The sequence below is a fragment of the Rhizobium tropici CIAT 899 genome (genome assembly GCF_000330885.1).
GTDB classification, from domain to species: Bacteria; Pseudomonadota; Alphaproteobacteria; order Rhizobiales; family Rhizobiaceae; genus Rhizobium; species Rhizobium tropici.
Window position 1 is genome coordinate 395159 of record NC_020062.1, and the last position, 18174, is coordinate 413332.

Genomic DNA, 18174 nt, shown 5'->3' on the forward strand with positions numbered 1-18174 from the left:
GCGCGGCGGGGCGGCGTATAAAGCCGATACCCTGCCGCGCCTTGGTCCGGGAGGACTATTTGAAAATGCGCGCGCGCGTTTTTTCGAGCCTTGCCAGAATCTGGTCGCGCCGCTCGGGCTTGACCATGAATTCCTGGAAGCCCTTTACACCGTCCTGCGCCATGTCCGGATCGGTGTCGCGGTCGTAATATTGCGACGTTCCCTTCACGCCCTTGAGCGATTCCACGGCGATGTTGACCAAGGGGTCCTTGCTCGGCGGGCAATCGTTGCGTGGCGGAATGGTGCCTTCGGCTTCGAGGAAGGCGCCGAGATTGTCAGGCTGATAGAAGTGGGCGAGAAAATCGCGCGCACCTTGGCGGTTCTTCGCCTTGGCCGGAATATGCACCGAGTTGACCGAGAAATCCTCATAACGTTCGACGCCGGGGACGATTTCCGGGAAGGGAGCGAAAGCGATCTGGCCTTCTTCGCTTGCGGGGAAGGCGGACTTGATGAAGCCTCCGAGGTCCATCATCGCTGCCTTCTTCTGTGCGAGAGCCGCCCCCGCCTGTTCCCAGCCGAACGACGGCGCGCTTGCCGAGAAGAAATTGGCCTTGATGAGCTCTTCCCACTTGTCGAAGACCGGCTTCAGCGTCGGGTCGGTGTAGGGGATCTTGCCCTCCATCAGCGCGAGGTGCTTTTCGAGACCGTTGATACGCAGGTTCATGTGGTCGAACCAGCCTCCGGTCGGCCAGAGTTCCTTCGTGCCCATGCTGATCGGTGTCATGCCGGCGGATTTCGCCGCTTCGCCGAATTTCAGGAAATCGTCCCAGTTCTTCGGCGCTGTCCAACCCTTGTCGGCAAAAACGTCCTTGCGATAGAAAAGACCCCAGAGAATGCCGCCGAGCGGCAGGCCATACTGCTTGCCGTTGACCGTAACCGCCGTCATCGTGGCGCCCAGCTTGTCGCTATAGCCTTCTTTGGCAAAGAGGTCGGAGATGTCGTCGAACAGTCCGCGGTCGACAAAGGCCTTCATTCGGTTGCCGGAGAACCAGAAGCAGACATCAGGAGCGCCGACGACGAGATAGCTACGGATAGCCGTCTTGTGCGCTTCATGATCCATATTGTTGATGGTGACTTTCGTCCCCGTCTTCTTGGTAAAATCAGCTGCGATGCTGTCAAGGACGGCCCGCTGTCCGGCATTGCCGATATCCGAAATGATCGTCACCTCGCCGCCATTGGCAATTGCGGGGCGATAAAGCGCCGTGGTCGCCAAGGCCACCCCCGTGCCGATCATGAACTGGCGCCGAGACGCCTTGATTGCATTGACGAGTGAAAGTTCGTTCTTCGATGTCATCTATTTCCTCCCTAGGCACATCAAATCCAGGCCCGCCCACAGATATGGGCAGCCGCTAACCTTCAGAAATTACGCAATAAACCGGCAATTCCGCTTGTGCTGATACAAGCAGACATTCCTCCATTGCCATGTGCTATTGCATACCGTATCTTCCGAGAAGCGACAATAGTTAATTTACAAAATTAATTTAAGGATCATCGTGCGCGGCAACCCTGGTACTTCCCGAGCCCTTAATCGGCGGCTCATTCTCAACCTGCTGCGAAGCCGCGGAGCGATGCCGCGGGCCGAAATCGCCACGGTGACGGGTCTCAGCCCGGCGGCGGTGACTTTCGTCGTCACGGAACTGGTCGAGGAGGGGCTCGTCGTCGAGGGAAAAGCGCAGACGGGTGCCACGGGACGGCGGCCTGTGCCGGTCGATATCAATTATGATGGACACCTGGCTGTTGGCTTCAAGCTCCGCCACGACAGCATCGACTGTGTCCTGACCGATCTCGCCACGACGCCGATTGCTTCATTCGAGATGCCCGTGCCGGACACGTTGCCGGAAACGATGGTCGAGGCGATTGTCGCGGCGATCCCGAAGCTTCTTGCCGATGCCGGCCGCACCGGATCGCCCGTTATGGGCGTCGGAGTTTCCATCCCCGGCGAGGTGGATGCGGTCAACGGCATCTGCGTCCAGAGCCCGCGCTTTGGCTGGCGCAATCTTGCCTTTCCCGAATTGCTGCGTGAACGGGTCCATGTCCCGGTCTGGATCGACGACGACATCAGCGCCTTCACCGTCGCGCAGCGGCTCTTCGGTGCGGGCCGCAACTACAGCAATTTTGCAACGATCGCTGTCGGTACCGGTGTCGGATCTTCGCTTGTTATGGGTGGGGAAATCTATCACGGAAGCCATGGCCTGGCAGGAAAGCTCGGTCACGTCATTACGGTTCCGGGCGGCCGACTTTGCGAATGCGGGAGACGGGGTTGCCTCCAGGCTCACACAGCCGAGGCTGCGATGATCGAGGACTGGGGCCGACGAAGGGGCAAAAAGGCCAATCGCGACGAATTCGCAGCCGCGATCGAAGGCGGCGATCCGGCGGCTCTCCAGGTCATGGCGGGGGCGGGGGAGCTGATCGGGCGCCATCTGGCCGATCTGGTGAACCTGTTCGATCCCGAGGTTCTCATTGCCGGCGGCGAAGCCATGCAGTTCGGCGAAGCGATTCTCGAGCCGATACGGCGTTCGATGGCGAAATATGTCTTCTTGAACACGCCGGAAATACTTCCTGACTGGGTGCCAGGTTCGTGGGCGCGGGGGGCCGCCGCCCTTGCGACCCAGCATTTCTTTGATCTGGATGTTGAATGATGCTGCTCTGCGCATGATCCGCATATGCGCCTCGCGCCGTCAGGAAAATTGACCATCGGCATCCGGCTCGCGCCTCATCGGTAGCGCGGTCCCGCCTGCGTGACGATCACATCCATCGGAATATCGTGAGCGAGCGGACAGATGGTGTCGATCGCCTGCGATTCGAAGCCGACGCCGATGACCAAAGGCTTGCGTTCGAGAGCGGCGAGGGTTCTATCGAAGAAGCCGCCGCCATAACCGAGACGGAAGCAATGTGGATCGAAGCCGACCAACGGCGCGATGACGATATCAAGCACCGCTTCCTTGCCTTCCGCGGGTATAGGAATGTTCCATACCCCGCGCTCAAGCCTTTCCCCCATTTTCCAGGATCGGAATATCAGCGGGGTTGCCTTCGCCACGACCACGGGCAACAGGCAATCCGCGCCGCGGGCCGTTGCGGCTGCCATCCATCCTCTAAGGTCCGGCTCTCCCAGGAATGGCCAAAACAGACTGATATGCTTTCCGTCGATATCGGCGACGATCTGATCGAGATGGTCAGCAATCGAGCGCGTATAGTCCTCACGCTGTGCGAATGGCAGCGTCTTTCGGTCATCGATCAAGCGTTGCCGCTGCATCTTTCGCCACGCGAAAACATCCGAGATCCGGCCTCCGTCGGGCGAGATGCCGCTATAAGCCGGGTCGACTTCGTGCAGCATGCAGGCAGGCGACGCATATTCGCGGATGTCTTCATCGGTTTCGTGTCGATCCGATTTTGCCATTCGTTCCAATGCTCCCGGTCCGGGCAGGCCAAACATGCTTGAGCTGCGAGAATGATTTTTATATAGGGAATGATAAGGCAGCTTAATTCCTGAATCGAGATCTTTTCGTTGGACCTTTCATCGATCGAAATATTTTTGGCGGTCGCAAGCGATCGCAGTGTAACCAAGGCTGCGAAAGCCGTGGGACGCGTGCCGTCGAACGTGACGACGCGCATCCAGCAGTTGGAGGACGCCCTCGGCGTCCTGCTCTTCAGCCGCGACGGCAAGAAGATGACGCTGACAAAAGAGGGCGAGACGTTCCACGTCTATGCCAATCGTCTTTCGGCGCTTGCTCTTGAGGCACGGCAGGCGGTCAGGCCTCGGCGCCCAACGGGCACCTTGCGCTTGGGAACGATGGAAAGTACGGCGGCAAGCCGGCTGCCCGCGGCGCTCAGCAGGTTCAATCATATGTGGCCGGATGTGTCGCTCCAGCTGACGCTGGGCGCTTCCCGAGATCTTGCCCGAGATGTTCTGCGCGATATGTTGGATTGCGCGCTGATCGCCCGGCCGCCGAAAGCGATGCTGGATGAGGATCCAGATTTCGCGGCTGAGCTCAGGCAGCTCGAAGCCGAACCGGTATTTGTCGAGGATCTGCTGCTGCTGTTGCCATCCGGGCATCCTGCGATCCGATCCGCCGCCGATTTGCGGGTCGGATCGATTGCCGCTTTGGAGCCCGGATGCACTTATCGCAGGATTGCGGAAAGCTGGGCACGCAGGTCGAGCCCTTTGCCGACGACCGAACTTGGTTCCTATCATGCCATCCTGGCCAGCGTAGCGACCGGCAACGCGGCTGGCGTCATGCCAAAGTCGGTTCTCGATCTCATGCACTGGCCGGCGACGTCGGCGACGCATCAGCTCGCCGTCGTGGATACGATTCTGATCTCCCGCAAGAATGATCGCCCGAGCTCATTCGATGCGTTTCATGAAGTCCTCGGTGTGACCAGGGGCAAAAGCGTGTCGCTATTGCCGAACTAGCCGGCGCCGTGCCGTTCATCCTCGAAAGATACTTCCTTAAAACTGGTTTCACTATGCAGCATTCAGAGCCCCACAAGGCCGGCTCCAGCCGGTTCCGCCTGTTTTCCCCGATCCTCGCCGGAGCCACCTTGCGCGAACGGCTGCTCGCCTGCCTTGGTGCCCTGATCGGCATTGGCCTTACCGGGGTCATCAGCGGTTATCTTTTCGGGCAGGGGCCGCATCTTCCGCTGATCGTCGCGCCGATGGGAGCGTCCGCAGTGCTGCTTTTCGCGGTTCCGGCAAGTCCGCTCGCCCAGCCGTGGTCGATCATCGGCGGCAACACCATTTCGGCCATGATGGGCATCATTGCCGCTTATCTTATCCACGATCCGATCATCGCGATCGGGGTTGGCGTCTCGCTTGCAATCGGGGCAATGTCGTTTACGCGATGCCTGCATCCGCCGGGCGGCGCCGCTGCCCTGACCGCCGTTCTCGGCGGCCCGGTCGTTGCGGGCTGGGGCTTTCTGTTTCCGTTCGTGCCGGTTGCCTTGAATTCTTGCGTACTCGTCGGCCTCGGCCTGGTGTTTCACAAGCTCTCCAGGCGCAACTATCCGCATGTTGTCGCCAAGCCCGCAGAAAATACCCATCAGACGCGCGATCTGCCGCCGCCTTCGCGGGTGGGCTTTCGCGAGGAAGACGTCGATGCCGCCCTGGGCGTGCTTGATGAGACCTTCGACATCGATCGGGCCGACCTCAGCCGCCTTCTGCGGCAGGTCGAATTGCAGGCAGCGGTACGATCGCATGGAGACATAAGCTGTGCCGACATCATGTCGCGCGATGTCATCGCCATTGACGAGGACGCAGAGCCGGAGCACGCGCGGCAACTTCTGCTGAAACACAATATTCGCACCTTACCGGTGAAGGACCGCGAACGCCGCCTGATCGGTACGATCGGGTTGCGCGAGCTTTCGGCTGATCTCGACACCATCGCGCACGCCGTATCGAAGCCGGCGGTTGCCGATGCTGCCGACCCCGCTTTGTCGTTGTTGCCCGTTCTGACGGACGGGCGAACGCATGCAGTCATCGTCGTCGATGCCGACCGGCGCGTCCTCGGTCTGATATCGCAGACGGATCTTTTGAGCGCCATGGTACGGCTCCTGCCGACAAAGGACATTCCGGCATTTGTGGTCATCTGAGTATGGTGGAGGCAGTTATCGCTACCATCGAGCGCTGCACCTGACGCGGCGTAACACCGCCGGCCTAGTTCTTGCTGATGCCGCGAGGCCATAGACGGTCGACCAGGATACGCTTGCCGTCGCCATCGTCCTCGGGTTCGTAAATTCGCCTGATCCGTAGAGACATATCCATCGCCTTTCCGGGGCGGCCGACGGCAGCTGATGATAACGTCAGTCTGCAGGGCTTGGCCAATGATCCGGAGACCGACGGTTTTGCATCCTACCTGTCGCAGCGCGGCATGATTGCCAGCGATTCGGAGTTCACCTTAATCCATCGGACGCATAGCGTTGGGCGCGCGCTTGATCTCGGCGATAGACGTTCGCGGATTGGTTGACATCGCTGCATCCGATCGCGGTAGCCTGGCTCAATCGTCATCACCGCACTGCTGCGGCCTTATTTATGGCTGTTTCTGGCGGTCGATGAGCATCAGAGATTTGCCGGGGTGCTTTGAAGTCCCTTGTCTGGGCGACAGAATAACTTCCGCTTTTCTTGTATCTATTATGCCTCGGTCGGGGAGCTGCCCAATGATATAGCGTTAATGACTGCAATCAATTTTGCCTTGCTTGCAGCATAGCGATAGTGTGATTTGACGCAGGCTCTTGAAAATCTCCGAGCATCCTTTCGGATTTATTTTGTGTTGGGAATGTGATAGCTGACATATATTACGACTGCGAGAGTGAGAATGGTAGAATTCAAATTTAGCGAGCCACCTCGGGGAAAAGCGGAGGATCTCTCAAGCGAGTGCCAACGCCAGTTGCAGCCTATTGTCAGTGAAATCGTTCAGGCTGCAGCAGCGGCGGGATGGAACCAAAAAGACGTGCTTCTGGCGATGGTGGACGTTGCCTGGGATCTATATGAAAAGGGCCGGGGCGAAACCTAAGATCGCAGAGATAGAAGTCTTCTTTCTACTTTTAAGGGAATATCGCCCAAAATTTGACTACACGTGCAACTGGTTTTGAATATATTTCTCATCAACTATAAGATGAATCGGTCTGATGGCATACCATTTCTTAGCTATATGGCCATCTCCCCTTCCAAACTTGGCGATTTATACTATTTAATCTTGCGCTATAAGCTGGCTTGCGGCGGCAAGCGGCGGGCAGAGTTGGGAAAATGAGATCTCAAATGAACGTGGGATCTGATCTGCTTGTTAGTATTTGCAGGACTTCGTTCGGGCGGGGCGATGAAGAATGAACTATGCGGGTGAGGTCCGGGAACGGGCCGAACGATATGTGTTCGACATAATTCCTGAATATGCAGGGCCTAGAAAGGCGACCGCCCGCGGGAGCGTTATCAATTCCGTACGCAATCCCGGATCGCAGACATTTCTCGCCAAAGAGCATGCGATGGGAATCGTATTGGCTCCCATGCGGGGCTTGCGAGCGTCTCTCGGCAGCGACAAGATCACCCAGTATGACGCGCCTGTCGGCTGCCTCATCATCAATCCCGCCGGTATGGATAGCAGTCTTGCCTGGTCCGAAACCAGGAAAAACCTCGTCGTCGCCATTCCTCCCGAAACTCTGTCGGAACTGGCACTTCAGGAGTTCGATCTTGCCGACATAGAGCTCCGACCGCCGGCTTTCGGAACCGTCGATCCAATCGCTCTCAACATTGCGCAGAGGGTTTCTGCCGAATTAACCGGGAAGGCAACTCCGAATGAACTCTTTCTGGATTCATTGGTTACACTCTTTAGCACCCATCTCATCCGCAACTATGCAAGCAACATGAGACAGCTTCCGTCGCCAAGGGGAGGGCTCTCCGCCAAAAGCGCCCGTCGCATTGAAGAGTATCTCCGTGAACATTTTACGGAAAAGGTTCATGTCGCGGAACTGGCGGCTGTCGCCGGCATTTCACCCAATCATTTCATTGTGAGGTTTGCCAAGACATTCGGCATGCCGCCCCACCGTTACCTCATAAACCTGCGGCTGGATTTTGCCGAAAAAATGCTGGTCGAGGGCGAAATCCCGATTGCGGAAATTGCCTATCTGACCGGGTTTTCGGATCAAAGCCATCTGGCGACAACGATGAAGCGATATCGCGGCAGGACGCCGACAGAGCTCCGCTTCCAGCGTTGATCTGCTGAAATTGCGGACCGGTCGATATCGGATTCGACCGTGGCTGGTCATCGGCATCTCCATATTATCTGGCTAGTCGTCGAACGGCGCAGCGTTGCGCTTCAGGCAGTTGTTTTCGCACCGATGACGCGTCATAGGCTTTGACCGTGGAACTCCTGCGCGAAAATGAAACAGCCTTAGGTAAGTGTGGCAAAGTGGCTACACCCGCAGCCGGCTAGGCAAAAACCGTAATTTTCTAAAAAAAATCCGGAATTTTATAAAATACGCTTGCGCTGAAATAAGGCCATCTTCCCGGATAGCAATCATCCGGTGCTTCATGGACATTCAATTCCCTGAATTTGAAATCTTTGCTCCGAAGATCGAGGTGGCCTGGACTGCCTTGCAAGACCGATATGCCAGCCGCCTGAGCGGCGCGGAGGTCGATTATCTATTTGCCTGCCTGGTCTTCGGTTTGACCTCTCCGGCTTACGGAGAAGGGGAGCCGCTATTCCATTTCGATGTCTGCCGCGCCTTGGTGGCGACGAAGCTTCCTCCCGATCGGGCCGACGCTGCATTGTTTTCCGTTCCGGAGCCGACGCAGCCTTGGGTCGATACCGTCCGCGAACAGCTTGAAAGCCAGGCCGCCAAAATGGGTCGTGCGCTTCAGCAAGCCCACAATTTCAATGACGACGCAGCCGCAGATGCGGATTCACGCGTGCTCGGTCGTCCAGATAGCAGCGAGGAGAAAGCAGCATGAACGAGTGCGTTGGGGACCATCTGCAGACTAAATCTCGTACGGGATTTGCTGGAACCTTCGTTTTAGCCGACCGCACCGATCGGTCGCTCCGGCGCCGCCTGACGGCTGTGCTGCGGATGGCCTCTCGTGTTCTCGGCATGCGCCGTAAGGACATTGGGCCTGGTTCGTTGGGTGCCGGCGGGAGCTTGCGTTCGGCCAGCGCGATCGGCGGACTCGCCGCGCTCGCCGCGCTCGGCCTTTCAGTGCCGGCGCAGGCGCAATATCAGGCCGGCGGCGGAACGGCGTCAGCCGCCAATGCCGTCGCCATCGGCACCGGTACCCAAGCGAATGGCCTGGAGAGCGTGGCGTTGGGCACCTCTAACAGTGCAACGGGCGATGCTTCGATCGCCATCGGCTATTCGATGGCTGTCAATGGCCTCAACGCCATAGGCATGGGTGTATTCGCGAACGCGACCGGTACCAACGCCCTCGCCGTGGGCGGAAACGCCCGCGCGCTGGCGAGCGGCGCATCGGCCTTTGGTGTCAACACCACTGCAAGCGGGGCGAACGGCCTCGCTCTCGGCTCAACGGCCACCTCTTCAGGTGGTGCCTCGGTGGCGATTGGATTATCGTCCAACGCCTCGTCTGCAAACGGTTCTGCGATCGCCTTGGGCGCGGGCTCCAAGGCAAACGCTGGAACAGGCGGCGGTTCTCCCATTGCTATTGGTACAAATGCCAATGCAAGCGGCACTGCTCCTTCCGGCTTCACGTTCGAGTCTGTTGCGTTAGGCTCCGCTGCGACGGCCACAGGGGCATGGGCGAATGCCGTTGGTTCGAGCTCGTCTGCGACGGGAACGGGATCCAGCGCGTTCGGCACGTCGGCCGCCGCAACGGCAAACCAAACTACGGCGATCGGCAATGGGGCAGCGGCTTCCGCCCTAAGAGGTTCCGCCATGGGTTATCTGGCTAAGGCCTCCAACACGGACACCATCGCCCTCGGCACGAATGCTGCCGCATCAGGAACCAACTCGCTCGCAATTGGCCCGACCACCGTTGCGTCGGGGGCTTTCGGCGTTGCCTTGGGTAACCAGGCGCAGGCAGTCGCTGCCGGTGGTGCCGTTGCGATAGGCTCCGGTGCCATCGTTGCCAGCACCGCGACCTCCGGCGTCGCGCTAGGCAACAATTCGAATTCCAGTGGTGTGTTATCGACTGCCGTAGGCGCCGGTACCAACGCCAGCGGCGACAATTCCACGGCCACGGGGCGCCAGGCTGTTGCGAGTGGCACAAATGCCTCCGCGTACGGATCTGGAACGCAGGCGACGGGGAACAACTCCCTGGCAGCCGGTGTCAGCGCCAATGCCAGCGGGGCTGGCAGTACTGCACTCGGCATAGGAACTGTAGCGAGCGCCAGCGACTCGGCAGCCATGGGCTTTCAGGCCAGTGCGACGGGAACGGACTCCACCTCGGTTGGTTCTCAAGCCAAGGCCACCGGTGCCCGTTCGTTCGCGGGCGGCCGGACGGTCACGGCCTCGGGTGATGACGCCATTGCCATTGGCACGACGGCCGTCGCTTCAGGGGCTGCCTCGACAGCGCTCGGAGCAGGCGCGGTGGCAAGTGGCGTAAATGGGGTCGCCCTGGGTACTTCCGCCGGCTCACTCACCGACAATTCCGTCGCCATCGGCACGGGCGCAATAGCTGATGGCGGCGAGTCGGTCGCCATCGGCTCCGGCAACACTGCGTACGGTGACGGCGCAGTCGCGATCGGTGATCCGAGCTATGCAAGCGGTACCGGCGCCTTCACCGGCGGTGCCAACAACATCGCCAACAGCGATGGCACGGCAAGCGCTACCGCCGCCAACCAGGCCGCAGGCGCGGTCGCGATCGGCAACAACAACAAGGCGATCGGCCAGGGCTCGGTTGCGCTCGGCAACGGCTCCACCGCAGGCGCTTCCGGCTTCGTCGGCAACGTCGCATTGGGTAACGGTGCGACGGCGACGGCAAGCTCGGGCGACGTAGCGCTCGGTTCAGGCTCGTCGACCCTCGCGGCGGTCGGCACCGCAAGCGCGGTGATCGGCGGCAATACCTATAACTTCGCCGGCACGACACCGGCCTCGACGCTGAGCGTCGGCGCACCGGGTGCCGAGCGCACCATCACCAATGTCGCGGCGGGCCGGCTCAACAACGGTTCGACGGACGCGGTCAACGGCTCGCAGCTCTTTGCGACCAATCAGCAGGTTGACCTGAACACGACCGGCATCACCAACCTGAACAATACGATCACCAACATCACCACGGGTGGCGGCATCAAATATTTCCATGCCAATTCCACTCTGCCGGATTCCCAGGCCCTCGGCACGGATTCGGTTGCCGTCGGCCCGAATGCGGTGGCGAACAATGCCGGCGACGTGGCCATCGGCCTGAATTCGCAGTCCGGTGCGACGACGGCGGTTTCGGGAGCGACTGTGGGAGGCACGGCCTATACCTTCGCGGGGACCACCCCGGCGGGCGCCTTCTCGGTCGGTTCGGCCGGTGCCGAGCGCCAGATCCAGAATGTCGCTGCCGGCCAGCTCAACGGCGGCTCGACGGATGCCGTCAATGGCTCGCAGCTCTTTGCCACCAACCAGGCGGTCGACACTCTCAACACGACGGTCACCACGATCGGCGGCAACCTGACCAATCTCGGCAACACGATCAACAACCTCGCTGGTGACACCTCGACGACCTATACCGATGCAAACGGTAAGGGTATCCGATATGTGCGCACCAACGACCGGACGCTTGCGGTCAGCGACTCCTCCGCTCAAGGCATCGGTTCCACGGCTGTCGGCTACAACGCCACCTCTGTCGCCGACAATTCGCTTGCGCTTGGCATGAACAGTCAATCGACCATCGTCGGCGGTGTCGCCCTTGGTTCGGGATCGGTTGCCGATCGCGCTCTGGCGCCGGCCACAGGTCAACTTCCGGCGGGTCCAACGAACTTCATCCAATACAATACGACGGACAAGACCCTGTTGGGCGCTGTTTCGGTCGGTTCGAGCACGTCCTATCGCCAGATCACCAATGTGGCTGACGGCAGCAGCGCGCAGGACGCCGTCACGGTTCGCCAGCTCCAGGGTGCCATTGCTTCAGTCGCAGCGACACCAAGCAAATACTTCCATGCCAACTCGGCAGCGGGCGACTCCCTCGCTGTCGGTGCGGAGTCGGTGGCGGTCGGCCCGACGACCGTGGTCAACGGCGACAATGGCATCGGCATCGGCAATGGCGCCGTCGTCGACCAGATTGCTCCGGGCGGTACCGCTATCGGCCAGAATGCCCATGTCATGCTGGCTGACGGCGTTGCCCTCGGCACCAACTCGCTGGCTGCGGGCGTCCAATCGGTGGCACTCGGCGCGGGCGCGCAGGCCAACAACATCAACAGCGTCGCTCTGGGCGCTCAATCCGTGACGACCGTGGGCGCTCAAGCCGGCTACACCGGCTTTGCCCTCACAGGCCCGCAGACCTCCGTCGGCGAAGTGTCGATCGGCTCGGCAGGATCGACGCGCAAGCTGACCAATCTGGCAGCCGGTTCGGCCGACACCGACGCGGTGAATGTCAGCCAGCTCAAGGGGCTCGGCACCAACGTTACCAACCTGATCGGCGGCAATACGACGGTGAACCCTGATGGATCGATCACCGGTCCGACCTACAATATCCAGGGCAACAACTACAATACGGTCTATGATGCCTTCGGTGCGGTCGATAACACATTGACCAACATCACCAATGGCGGCGGCATCAAGTACTTCCATGCCAACTCGACGCTGGCGGATTCCACCGCCAGCGGCACCGATAGCGTTGCGATCGGTCCGCAGAGTGTCGCCAGCGGCGTGAGCAGCCTGGCGGCAGGACTTGGATCTGCTGCAACAGGGCAGGGCGCCGTTGCTCTCGGTCAGGGCGCGCAGGCCAACAATGCCAATGATGTGGCCTTGGGCTCCGGCTCCTCAACGCAGGCTGCTGTCGGCACATCCGGCACGACCCTTCAAGGCAAGCACTACGATTTTGCCGGCACCGCGCCAGTCGGAACGGTGAGTGTGGGTTCTCAAGGGGCTGAAAGAACCATCACGAACGTCGCTGCCGGCCGTATTTCTTCCGACAGCACCGACGCCATCAACGGATCGCAGCTCTATGCGACCAATCAGGCGATCGACAGCCTGCAGACCGGTGTCGGAACGATCACCAAGAACGCCGTCACCTATGACCTCAATCCCGATGGCAGCAAGAAGAACAGCATCACGCTGCAGGGCGGCGACGTAAATGCGCCGGTGGTCATTTCCAACGTCGGCAAGGGTGTCGCTCCCACGGATGCGGTGAACGTTGCCCAGTTGGGTGACAGCATCACTCAGGTCAAATCCTATACGGATACGGCTGCCGCGACCACACTGGCCTCCGCCAACAACTACACGGACCAGAAGTTCGGCCAGCTGAACCAGGAACTTGGGGACGTCCGTTCCGAGGCAAGGCAGGCGGCCGCAATCGGACTTGCAGCGGCATCGCTTCGTTATGATGACCGTCCGGGCAAGGCGAGCGTGGCTCTCGGTGGCGGTGTCTGGCGAGGCGAGGGCGCAGTGGCCTTCGGCGCCGGTTACACCAGCGAGAACGGCCGCGTCCGGGCGAATTTGTCCGGTACGGCCGCAGGCGGACACGTGGGTGTCGGTGCTGGCGTCAGCTTCACTCTGAATTGAGGCTGTCATGATCAAAGGAGCGCTTCTCGGCGTCCCGACGTTTCTGATGTGCGCGCTCCTGTTCGGCTCGATGGCAGCCGGACAGGATGCTGCCTCTCCCGCGTTTCGTATAAAACCTTCCGAGGTCGTTGTTCCTCCGGAAGTGAAGCCTGGCGATTATCAACGGACCATTCGTCCCTTTGAAAACTGGACGTTGATCTGTGACGAAAATCTCAAGATCCGCCAGCGGGTCTGCAATGTGACCCAGATCATCGAGAACGAGGCCGGGCAGGTCGCATTCAGCTGGTCGCTCGCCGCGACGAAGAAAGGCGACCCCTATATGATCTTGCGGGCTGCGCCGGTTGCCAAAAGCGACAGCGGTATCCTGTTGCAATTCGAGGGCCGCAAGGAGCCGATACAGGTCCGGTTCAACGGCTGCAACAACACGGTGTGCGTCGGCATGCTGCCGGTCGGACCCCTCCTGCGCGAGCAGATTTCCAAAAGTACGGCGCCAACGGTTTCCTATCCGACAGCGGATGGGAGGACGATCAGCGTGACCGCAAATCTCAAAGGCCTTTCCACAGCGGTTAAGGCGATAAAGTGACGGATGGATTTCAATGACCCAGCAATCAATTCACGATCGCATCATGTCGCGAAACACCAAGAATGCCGCAATTCAGAACCTGGCGGTCGATCAAGCCGAGCCAAAGCGAAGCTGGCGAAAGACTGCCGCCCTTTCGGTGCTGGCGATCGCAATCGTCGCCGCTGGCGGCTATGCCGCCGTCCGATATGATGTCTTGGGTAATCTTCTCTCCCAGCCGGCGGTCGCTGCAGCGAACGACGCCAATCGGGCGCTGCCCGATACGCCGTTCCTGCAGCACGCCAAGCAGGCCGGACTGCATTCCTGTTCGACGATTTTCCCGGTTCTCGGGCAGCTGTTGACCAATGGCACGCAGTACAATGTCCAATCGGTGTGGAACAAGGAGGCAGCCGACAAGCATGCCGTACAGGCACTTGTGGGTATGAACTATGCCACGCAGGGCTATAGCGGTCCGGCCGCCGGCATCGTATTTGCAGCACCGGTCGCATCCGGCTGCGAAGGCGCAATGGTTCGCGTCGCACCGTTCACAATGTCTTGCCCGGAAGTTTCGGCCAAGTTCCCGAACGGAAGCAAACTCGTCAACAATCTCGACCAGGTCGGTGTCTACCAGCTCGGCAACGATGGTGGCGATGCCATGCTTTTGCCGACGGGAAGCGGCTGCGTCGTCATTTCCGTGGCTTCGGCAGCAGGAAAGCAAGGGAGCTAAAAATGAGATTGAAATCCGCGATTGCCGCGATAGGCATGCTTCTTGTCTCCGTCGCCCATCCGTGGGCTGCCGATCTCTTCACGACTGAGCAGCCGCCGGCTCCCCCGCCTGACGAGCGCGGCATATGGGCAGCCATCGCCTATTCCGCCCCGGACGAAAAATACGGCTTCTTCTGGGGAGCCGACAAGCGCCAGGAAGCCATGGATATCGCCCTCAAGCATTGCGAGCGGGATAAGGGCAAGAGCTGCGTGGTGGTCAGCGTATTCCGCAATCATCGCCACTGGGATGACGACGATAAGACCGGCTTTCCATACAATCATTGCGGCGCGCTTGCCACCGGCAAGGAAGGCGGCAAGCGCGTCACTCCGTGGGGCGCAAATTCGGCGCCGACGCGCCGCGAAGCTGAAGATCTCGCGCTCAAGGCGTGCGAGGGCTCCGGCTCCCGCTGCAGCATTCGGGAATGGGTATGCACGTGAGCGCTTCCGCGCGAGATCGCCCTTGGGCGCGCCAGTTCGCGTCGAAGGGCGACTGGCCGACGCTAGCTCTTCATCCTGGCCTTTGCGGAAACGATTGCACGAGGTCGCATTTCAAAGCTGAGAGATCTTATCCCTTGTCAAATTCCGCATTCATTTCACTTCGGACAATCGGCCGCATATCTTATGCGGTGCTCGCCTTCATCTGCGCGAACTTTGTTCTGGCATCCGCGCCCTCGGCTTTTGCCCAATCGGCTCTGCCAAACGGCGCATCCAGCTTGCAGGAGACGTATCAGGACTGGCATGTTGCGTGCAATCAGCGTGACAAGGCGCCTTCCTGCGCGCTCTCGCAGGATCAAACCCAGCAGAATGGTCAAAGGTTGCTCGCTGTCGAAATGCAGATGCGTCCCGATGGCAGTGCGCTTGCAACGCTGCTATTGCCGTTCGGAATTGTCCTTGACTCGGGCGTCACGCCGAATATCGACGATCAGCCGCCCTTGAAGCCGGTGCGCTTTCGCACCTGCCTGCCGAACGGCTGCATAGCCTTGCTTCCGATCGACGCTCCGACACTTGCCAAATTGCGAACCGGCTCCCGCTTGAACCTCAAGGTTGTTGCCGATGGCGGCAATGCTTTGGGCTTCCAGGTGTCCCTGCAAGGCTTTTCAGCGGCTGCCGATCGCGTTGTTGCATTGGCCAGCCGGTGAAGTAAGTCTCCCGGCGGCGACTTGCTTACTTGAGCTTGCTGCGGAAGAAATGGATCAATTGCGCATTCATCAGGCGATGGAATTCCGCCCGATCGAAACCGTTCGGATCGATACATATGATCGGGGCGAGTTTGGCAAGCGCGGCGCTGCAGGGTGCAAGAAAGTCATAATGCCCTGCACCCGCCACGACGTGCAGTTCAGGCGGAAGAGGTAATGCGGCGCGTACCGCTTCATCGTACCAGGGATCAGGTTGATGGCGGTCGTCTGCGGCGCGCCAAAGCTGAACCGGGACCGTTACATGGTTCAAGCCGCCAGCTGAGAAAGTGAACCCAAACGCCGGCGCGGCGACTGCGACCGCCTTGATGCGATCATCTTGCCGCCAGGCATCGGAAGGAACCGGCAGAGCGGCCACGGATGAGACGCCGGCGCTGCGAAGAGCGGAGCAAAGATCGTGAGCGGGATGATCATGGCAATAGGGATCGATCAGAGCTAGATCGGGTTTTCCCCCGGCAGCTACAAGGACGGCGAAGCCGCCATTCGAGAAACCGAAGGCACCGATCCGACGGGGATCAACACGGTCACGATCCTGCCATGCCTCAAGGACGAAGGTAATCAGACGACTTAGTTGCTGAGGTCGACGCCAAGGCTTCAGCACCTGTCGCTGATCGCCAAAAGTGTCGCCGGCATGGTCCACTGCGGCAACAACGAAGCCCGCATGCGCAAGTGCAAGCGCGGTATCATAATGGCTGGCGAGCGACCCGCCACCGCCATGAGAGATGACGATCAGCGGTAAAGTCTGTCCGACAATCGCGCCGCCGGGAGCCACTTCCTGGGTGAAGGTCTCCAGTGATGTTTCCTGCGGTCGGGCGAGCGTCGGATACCAGATGCCCGCGTGCAGCGCAGGTTCGTTGCCATTCGGGACGCTTGCCTCCTGAAAGCCGACGAATGGATAATCTTGAGTGTGGGCGGCGTCTGGAAGGCCGATGATGAGCATGATTGCCATATGCGACCAAAAGCGGAAAATCATTCCGGCTGAACGTGCCTTCCTGCTCATCGGCAGCCTCTACAATATATGGGTTGTTCGATATCCGCTCTGATCACTCAAGCTATTTGCCAGCGGAGGATTGCAGGTAATATAGACCGTCATGCGCCTGCATGGCTATCTCGCCGATCCGTGTTGCCAGGCCGATGCTCAACGCCTCTTGCGGCCTCACAAACCGGAGTTGCGGACCGAAGAGATCACCATATTGCTTGTCGTTGAGCGTAAGCCGTTCCTTGAGAATTTCCTTCATGCGATCATTATCAATTTCCAGCCCGTTTTGCCTCTCGGTGATCTCATGCCGGGTAAGTTTTTCGGTGCCGAAATTCTATGCCAACGTTGTAATTTGAAAACCACTCGTCTTCATGAGTTCCAAAAGACCGTTGTTCCCCAATAGGATAGCCAGGGGGAGAAGAAGGAAATTCTGCATCGCCTCAATCTTCAAGACTTGCTTCAGGAGCAGCGCCTTGAATTGTGGCCCCGCAAGAGAGCCAAGTGGATTGACCACCCCCGCCTTGAGGATTTCTTCTCGCAGTTGGGTGATTTCGGATACACGCCGCTGCTCGTAAAGTGTTTCCATGTATCCCCCGATAGGCCCCAATTGGCGACGTTTCTCGAGAAGATAGGTGATTTGATGGGCGCCGACCGCTTCGAGTGTAAAGCTATCGGGTGGCGACCATATGGACATCAAATCGGTATCGCTTATTAACGGCGATATCTGCTTTCCACTGGAACGCACATGATCCATGATCACAGCTTCGACACTTGGCGCCCATGGGTGTTGCCCTTCCCCCATCAGCAGAAGGCTTACAACGTATCCGGGAAGTCGATCGACCGGAGCGCCCGCAGCAGCGGACACAATGCGGCGTAGATCTTCAGCGTCAGTCGGTGGCAAATCCGGAAGAACCGGGGGCACTTGCTTTAAGTTCGTCGAATACTTCAGGTGTGGGGCGTTCGGCCCGATGTCGGTGTAAACCGACATCGCCTGGTCGGATATCCGCTCTCCATCGCGCACGATGTCCGACACGAGTGCGGCATTGATACGTTCATAACCGAAAATGTTGATCGATCGATCTGCCAAGCTCGCTTGCCAAAATACGGCCTTATCTTCACTCGCTGCGGCACTTTGACCTGCCCGGACCGTCAAAGCGAAGGCCATAATGGCAAACTGCCTGCGTGTTAGATGCATTATGGTTCTCCATTGAACCGTCTCGGGCAAATCCGAGGCGCGGTTTAATCGGGGCTGTTCATCGAGCCACAGTCTGCCTCGATCTCAAGCAGCCTTCAGGGCTCTTGTCAGATCTTGCGCTGTTTGAACGGATAAGTGAGCTGAACCCGTCGCTCGACTTCTAAAAATTCGTCGCTGCCCAAGGACGAGCCTGGCTCGATCATGCCGGCGCATTCTGGGCGACGTCGTGATTTGAAGCCCGCTTTGGGGAAGGCGGGTCGTTATTTTCGGGGAAACGCTTATCGCCACGACCTTACAAGTGTTGATT

Annotated in this window: 16 protein-coding genes and 1 pseudogene; 11 read left to right on the forward strand and 6 right to left on the reverse strand. The window is 59.4% G+C overall.

Annotated elements, in window-relative coordinates; all coding sequences use genetic code 11:
- Positions 1-55: 55 nt before the first annotated feature.
- Positions 56-1333, reverse strand: a complete 1278-nt coding sequence (locus tag RTCIAT899_RS23950; RefSeq protein ID WP_015342389.1) for an ABC transporter substrate-binding protein — start codon at positions 1331-1333, stop codon at positions 56-58.
- A 199-nt stretch (positions 1334-1532) separates the two neighbouring features.
- Here RTCIAT899_RS23950 and RTCIAT899_RS23955 point away from each other — a divergent pair, with 199 nt between their 5' ends.
- Positions 1533-2678 (forward strand): ROK family transcriptional regulator, encoded by a 1146-nt coding sequence (locus RTCIAT899_RS23955; protein WP_015342390.1) that lies wholly within the window; start codon positions 1533-1535, stop codon positions 2676-2678.
- Positions 2679-2752: 74 nt separating this feature from the next.
- Here the strand turns inward: RTCIAT899_RS23955 and RTCIAT899_RS23960 are convergent, their stop codons facing one another.
- Positions 2753-3436 (reverse strand): 5-formyltetrahydrofolate cyclo-ligase, encoded by a 684-nt coding sequence (locus tag RTCIAT899_RS23960; RefSeq protein ID WP_015342391.1) that lies wholly within the window; start codon positions 3434-3436, stop codon positions 2753-2755.
- Between the two features lie 108 nt (positions 3437-3544).
- On the opposite strand from RTCIAT899_RS23960, the gene RTCIAT899_RS23965 reads away from it, so the two are divergent.
- Both RTCIAT899_RS23965 and RTCIAT899_RS23970 read left to right on the forward strand, forming a co-directional pair.
- Positions 3545-4450 (forward strand): LysR family transcriptional regulator, encoded by a 906-nt coding sequence (locus RTCIAT899_RS23965; protein ID WP_015342392.1) that lies wholly within the window; start codon positions 3545-3547, stop codon positions 4448-4450.
- Between the two features lie 53 nt (positions 4451-4503).
- Positions 4504-5625, forward strand: coding sequence for an HPP family protein (locus RTCIAT899_RS23970; protein WP_015342393.1), 1122 nt, complete (start codon positions 4504-4506; stop codon positions 5623-5625).
- Positions 5626-5695: 70 nt separating this feature from the next.
- Here the strand turns inward: RTCIAT899_RS23970 and RTCIAT899_RS33330 are convergent.
- Positions 5696-5791: pseudogene (locus RTCIAT899_RS33330) on the reverse strand (DUF488 family protein, N3 subclade); the annotation flags it as partial.
- A 556-nt stretch (positions 5792-6347) separates the two neighbouring features.
- Here RTCIAT899_RS33330 and RTCIAT899_RS23975 point away from each other — a divergent pair.
- From RTCIAT899_RS23975 to RTCIAT899_RS24010, 8 genes are all read left to right on the forward strand, one after another.
- Positions 6348-6545 (forward strand): hypothetical protein, encoded by a 198-nt coding sequence (locus RTCIAT899_RS23975; protein ID WP_015342395.1) that lies wholly within the window; start codon positions 6348-6350, stop codon positions 6543-6545.
- A gap of 466 nt (positions 6546-7011) precedes the next feature.
- Positions 7012-7740: a helix-turn-helix domain-containing protein gene (locus RTCIAT899_RS23980; protein WP_244441548.1), complete on the forward strand. Its 729-nt coding sequence runs from the start codon at positions 7012-7014 to the stop codon at positions 7738-7740.
- Between the two features lie 184 nt (positions 7741-7924).
- Positions 7925-8476 (forward strand): hypothetical protein, encoded by a 552-nt coding sequence (locus RTCIAT899_RS23985; RefSeq protein ID WP_244441549.1) that lies wholly within the window; start codon positions 7925-7927, stop codon positions 8474-8476.
- On the forward strand, positions 8473-13176 hold the full coding sequence (locus tag RTCIAT899_RS23990; protein ID WP_041678137.1) for a beta strand repeat-containing protein: 4704 nt from the start codon (positions 8473-8475) through the stop codon (positions 13174-13176). Before RTCIAT899_RS23985 ends, RTCIAT899_RS23990 begins: the two co-directional genes overlap by 4 nt.
- Before the next feature lie 7 nt (positions 13177-13183).
- Positions 13184-13759 (forward strand): invasion associated locus B family protein, encoded by a 576-nt coding sequence (locus RTCIAT899_RS23995; protein WP_015342399.1) that lies wholly within the window; start codon positions 13184-13186, stop codon positions 13757-13759.
- Between the two features lie 13 nt (positions 13760-13772).
- On the forward strand, positions 13773-14462 hold the full coding sequence (locus tag RTCIAT899_RS24000) for a hypothetical protein (protein ID WP_015342400.1): 690 nt from the start codon (positions 13773-13775) through the stop codon (positions 14460-14462).
- 2 nt (positions 14463-14464) lie between these two features.
- Complete coding sequence (locus RTCIAT899_RS24005) at positions 14465-14938, forward strand: DUF4189 domain-containing protein (protein ID WP_041678138.1); 474 nt, start codon at positions 14465-14467, stop codon at positions 14936-14938.
- 188 nt (positions 14939-15126) lie between these two features.
- Entirely contained in the window at positions 15127-15639 is a 513-nt protein-coding gene (locus RTCIAT899_RS24010; protein WP_041678352.1) for an invasion associated locus B family protein, read from the forward strand.
- 25 nt (positions 15640-15664) lie between these two features.
- Here the strand turns inward: RTCIAT899_RS24010 and RTCIAT899_RS24015 are convergent, their stop codons facing one another.
- From RTCIAT899_RS24015 to RTCIAT899_RS24025, 3 genes are all read right to left on the reverse strand, one after another.
- On the reverse strand, positions 15665-16693 hold the full coding sequence (locus RTCIAT899_RS24015) for an alpha/beta hydrolase family protein (protein WP_197923094.1): 1029 nt from the start codon (positions 16691-16693) through the stop codon (positions 15665-15667).
- A gap of 52 nt (positions 16694-16745) precedes the next feature.
- Positions 16746-16931, reverse strand: a complete 186-nt coding sequence (locus RTCIAT899_RS24020; protein WP_015342404.1) for a hypothetical protein — start codon at positions 16929-16931, stop codon at positions 16746-16748.
- 75 nt (positions 16932-17006) lie between these two features.
- On the reverse strand, positions 17007-17867 hold the full coding sequence (locus RTCIAT899_RS24025; protein WP_015342405.1) for a hypothetical protein: 861 nt from the start codon (positions 17865-17867) through the stop codon (positions 17007-17009).
- Positions 17868-18174: the final 307 nt, after the last annotated feature.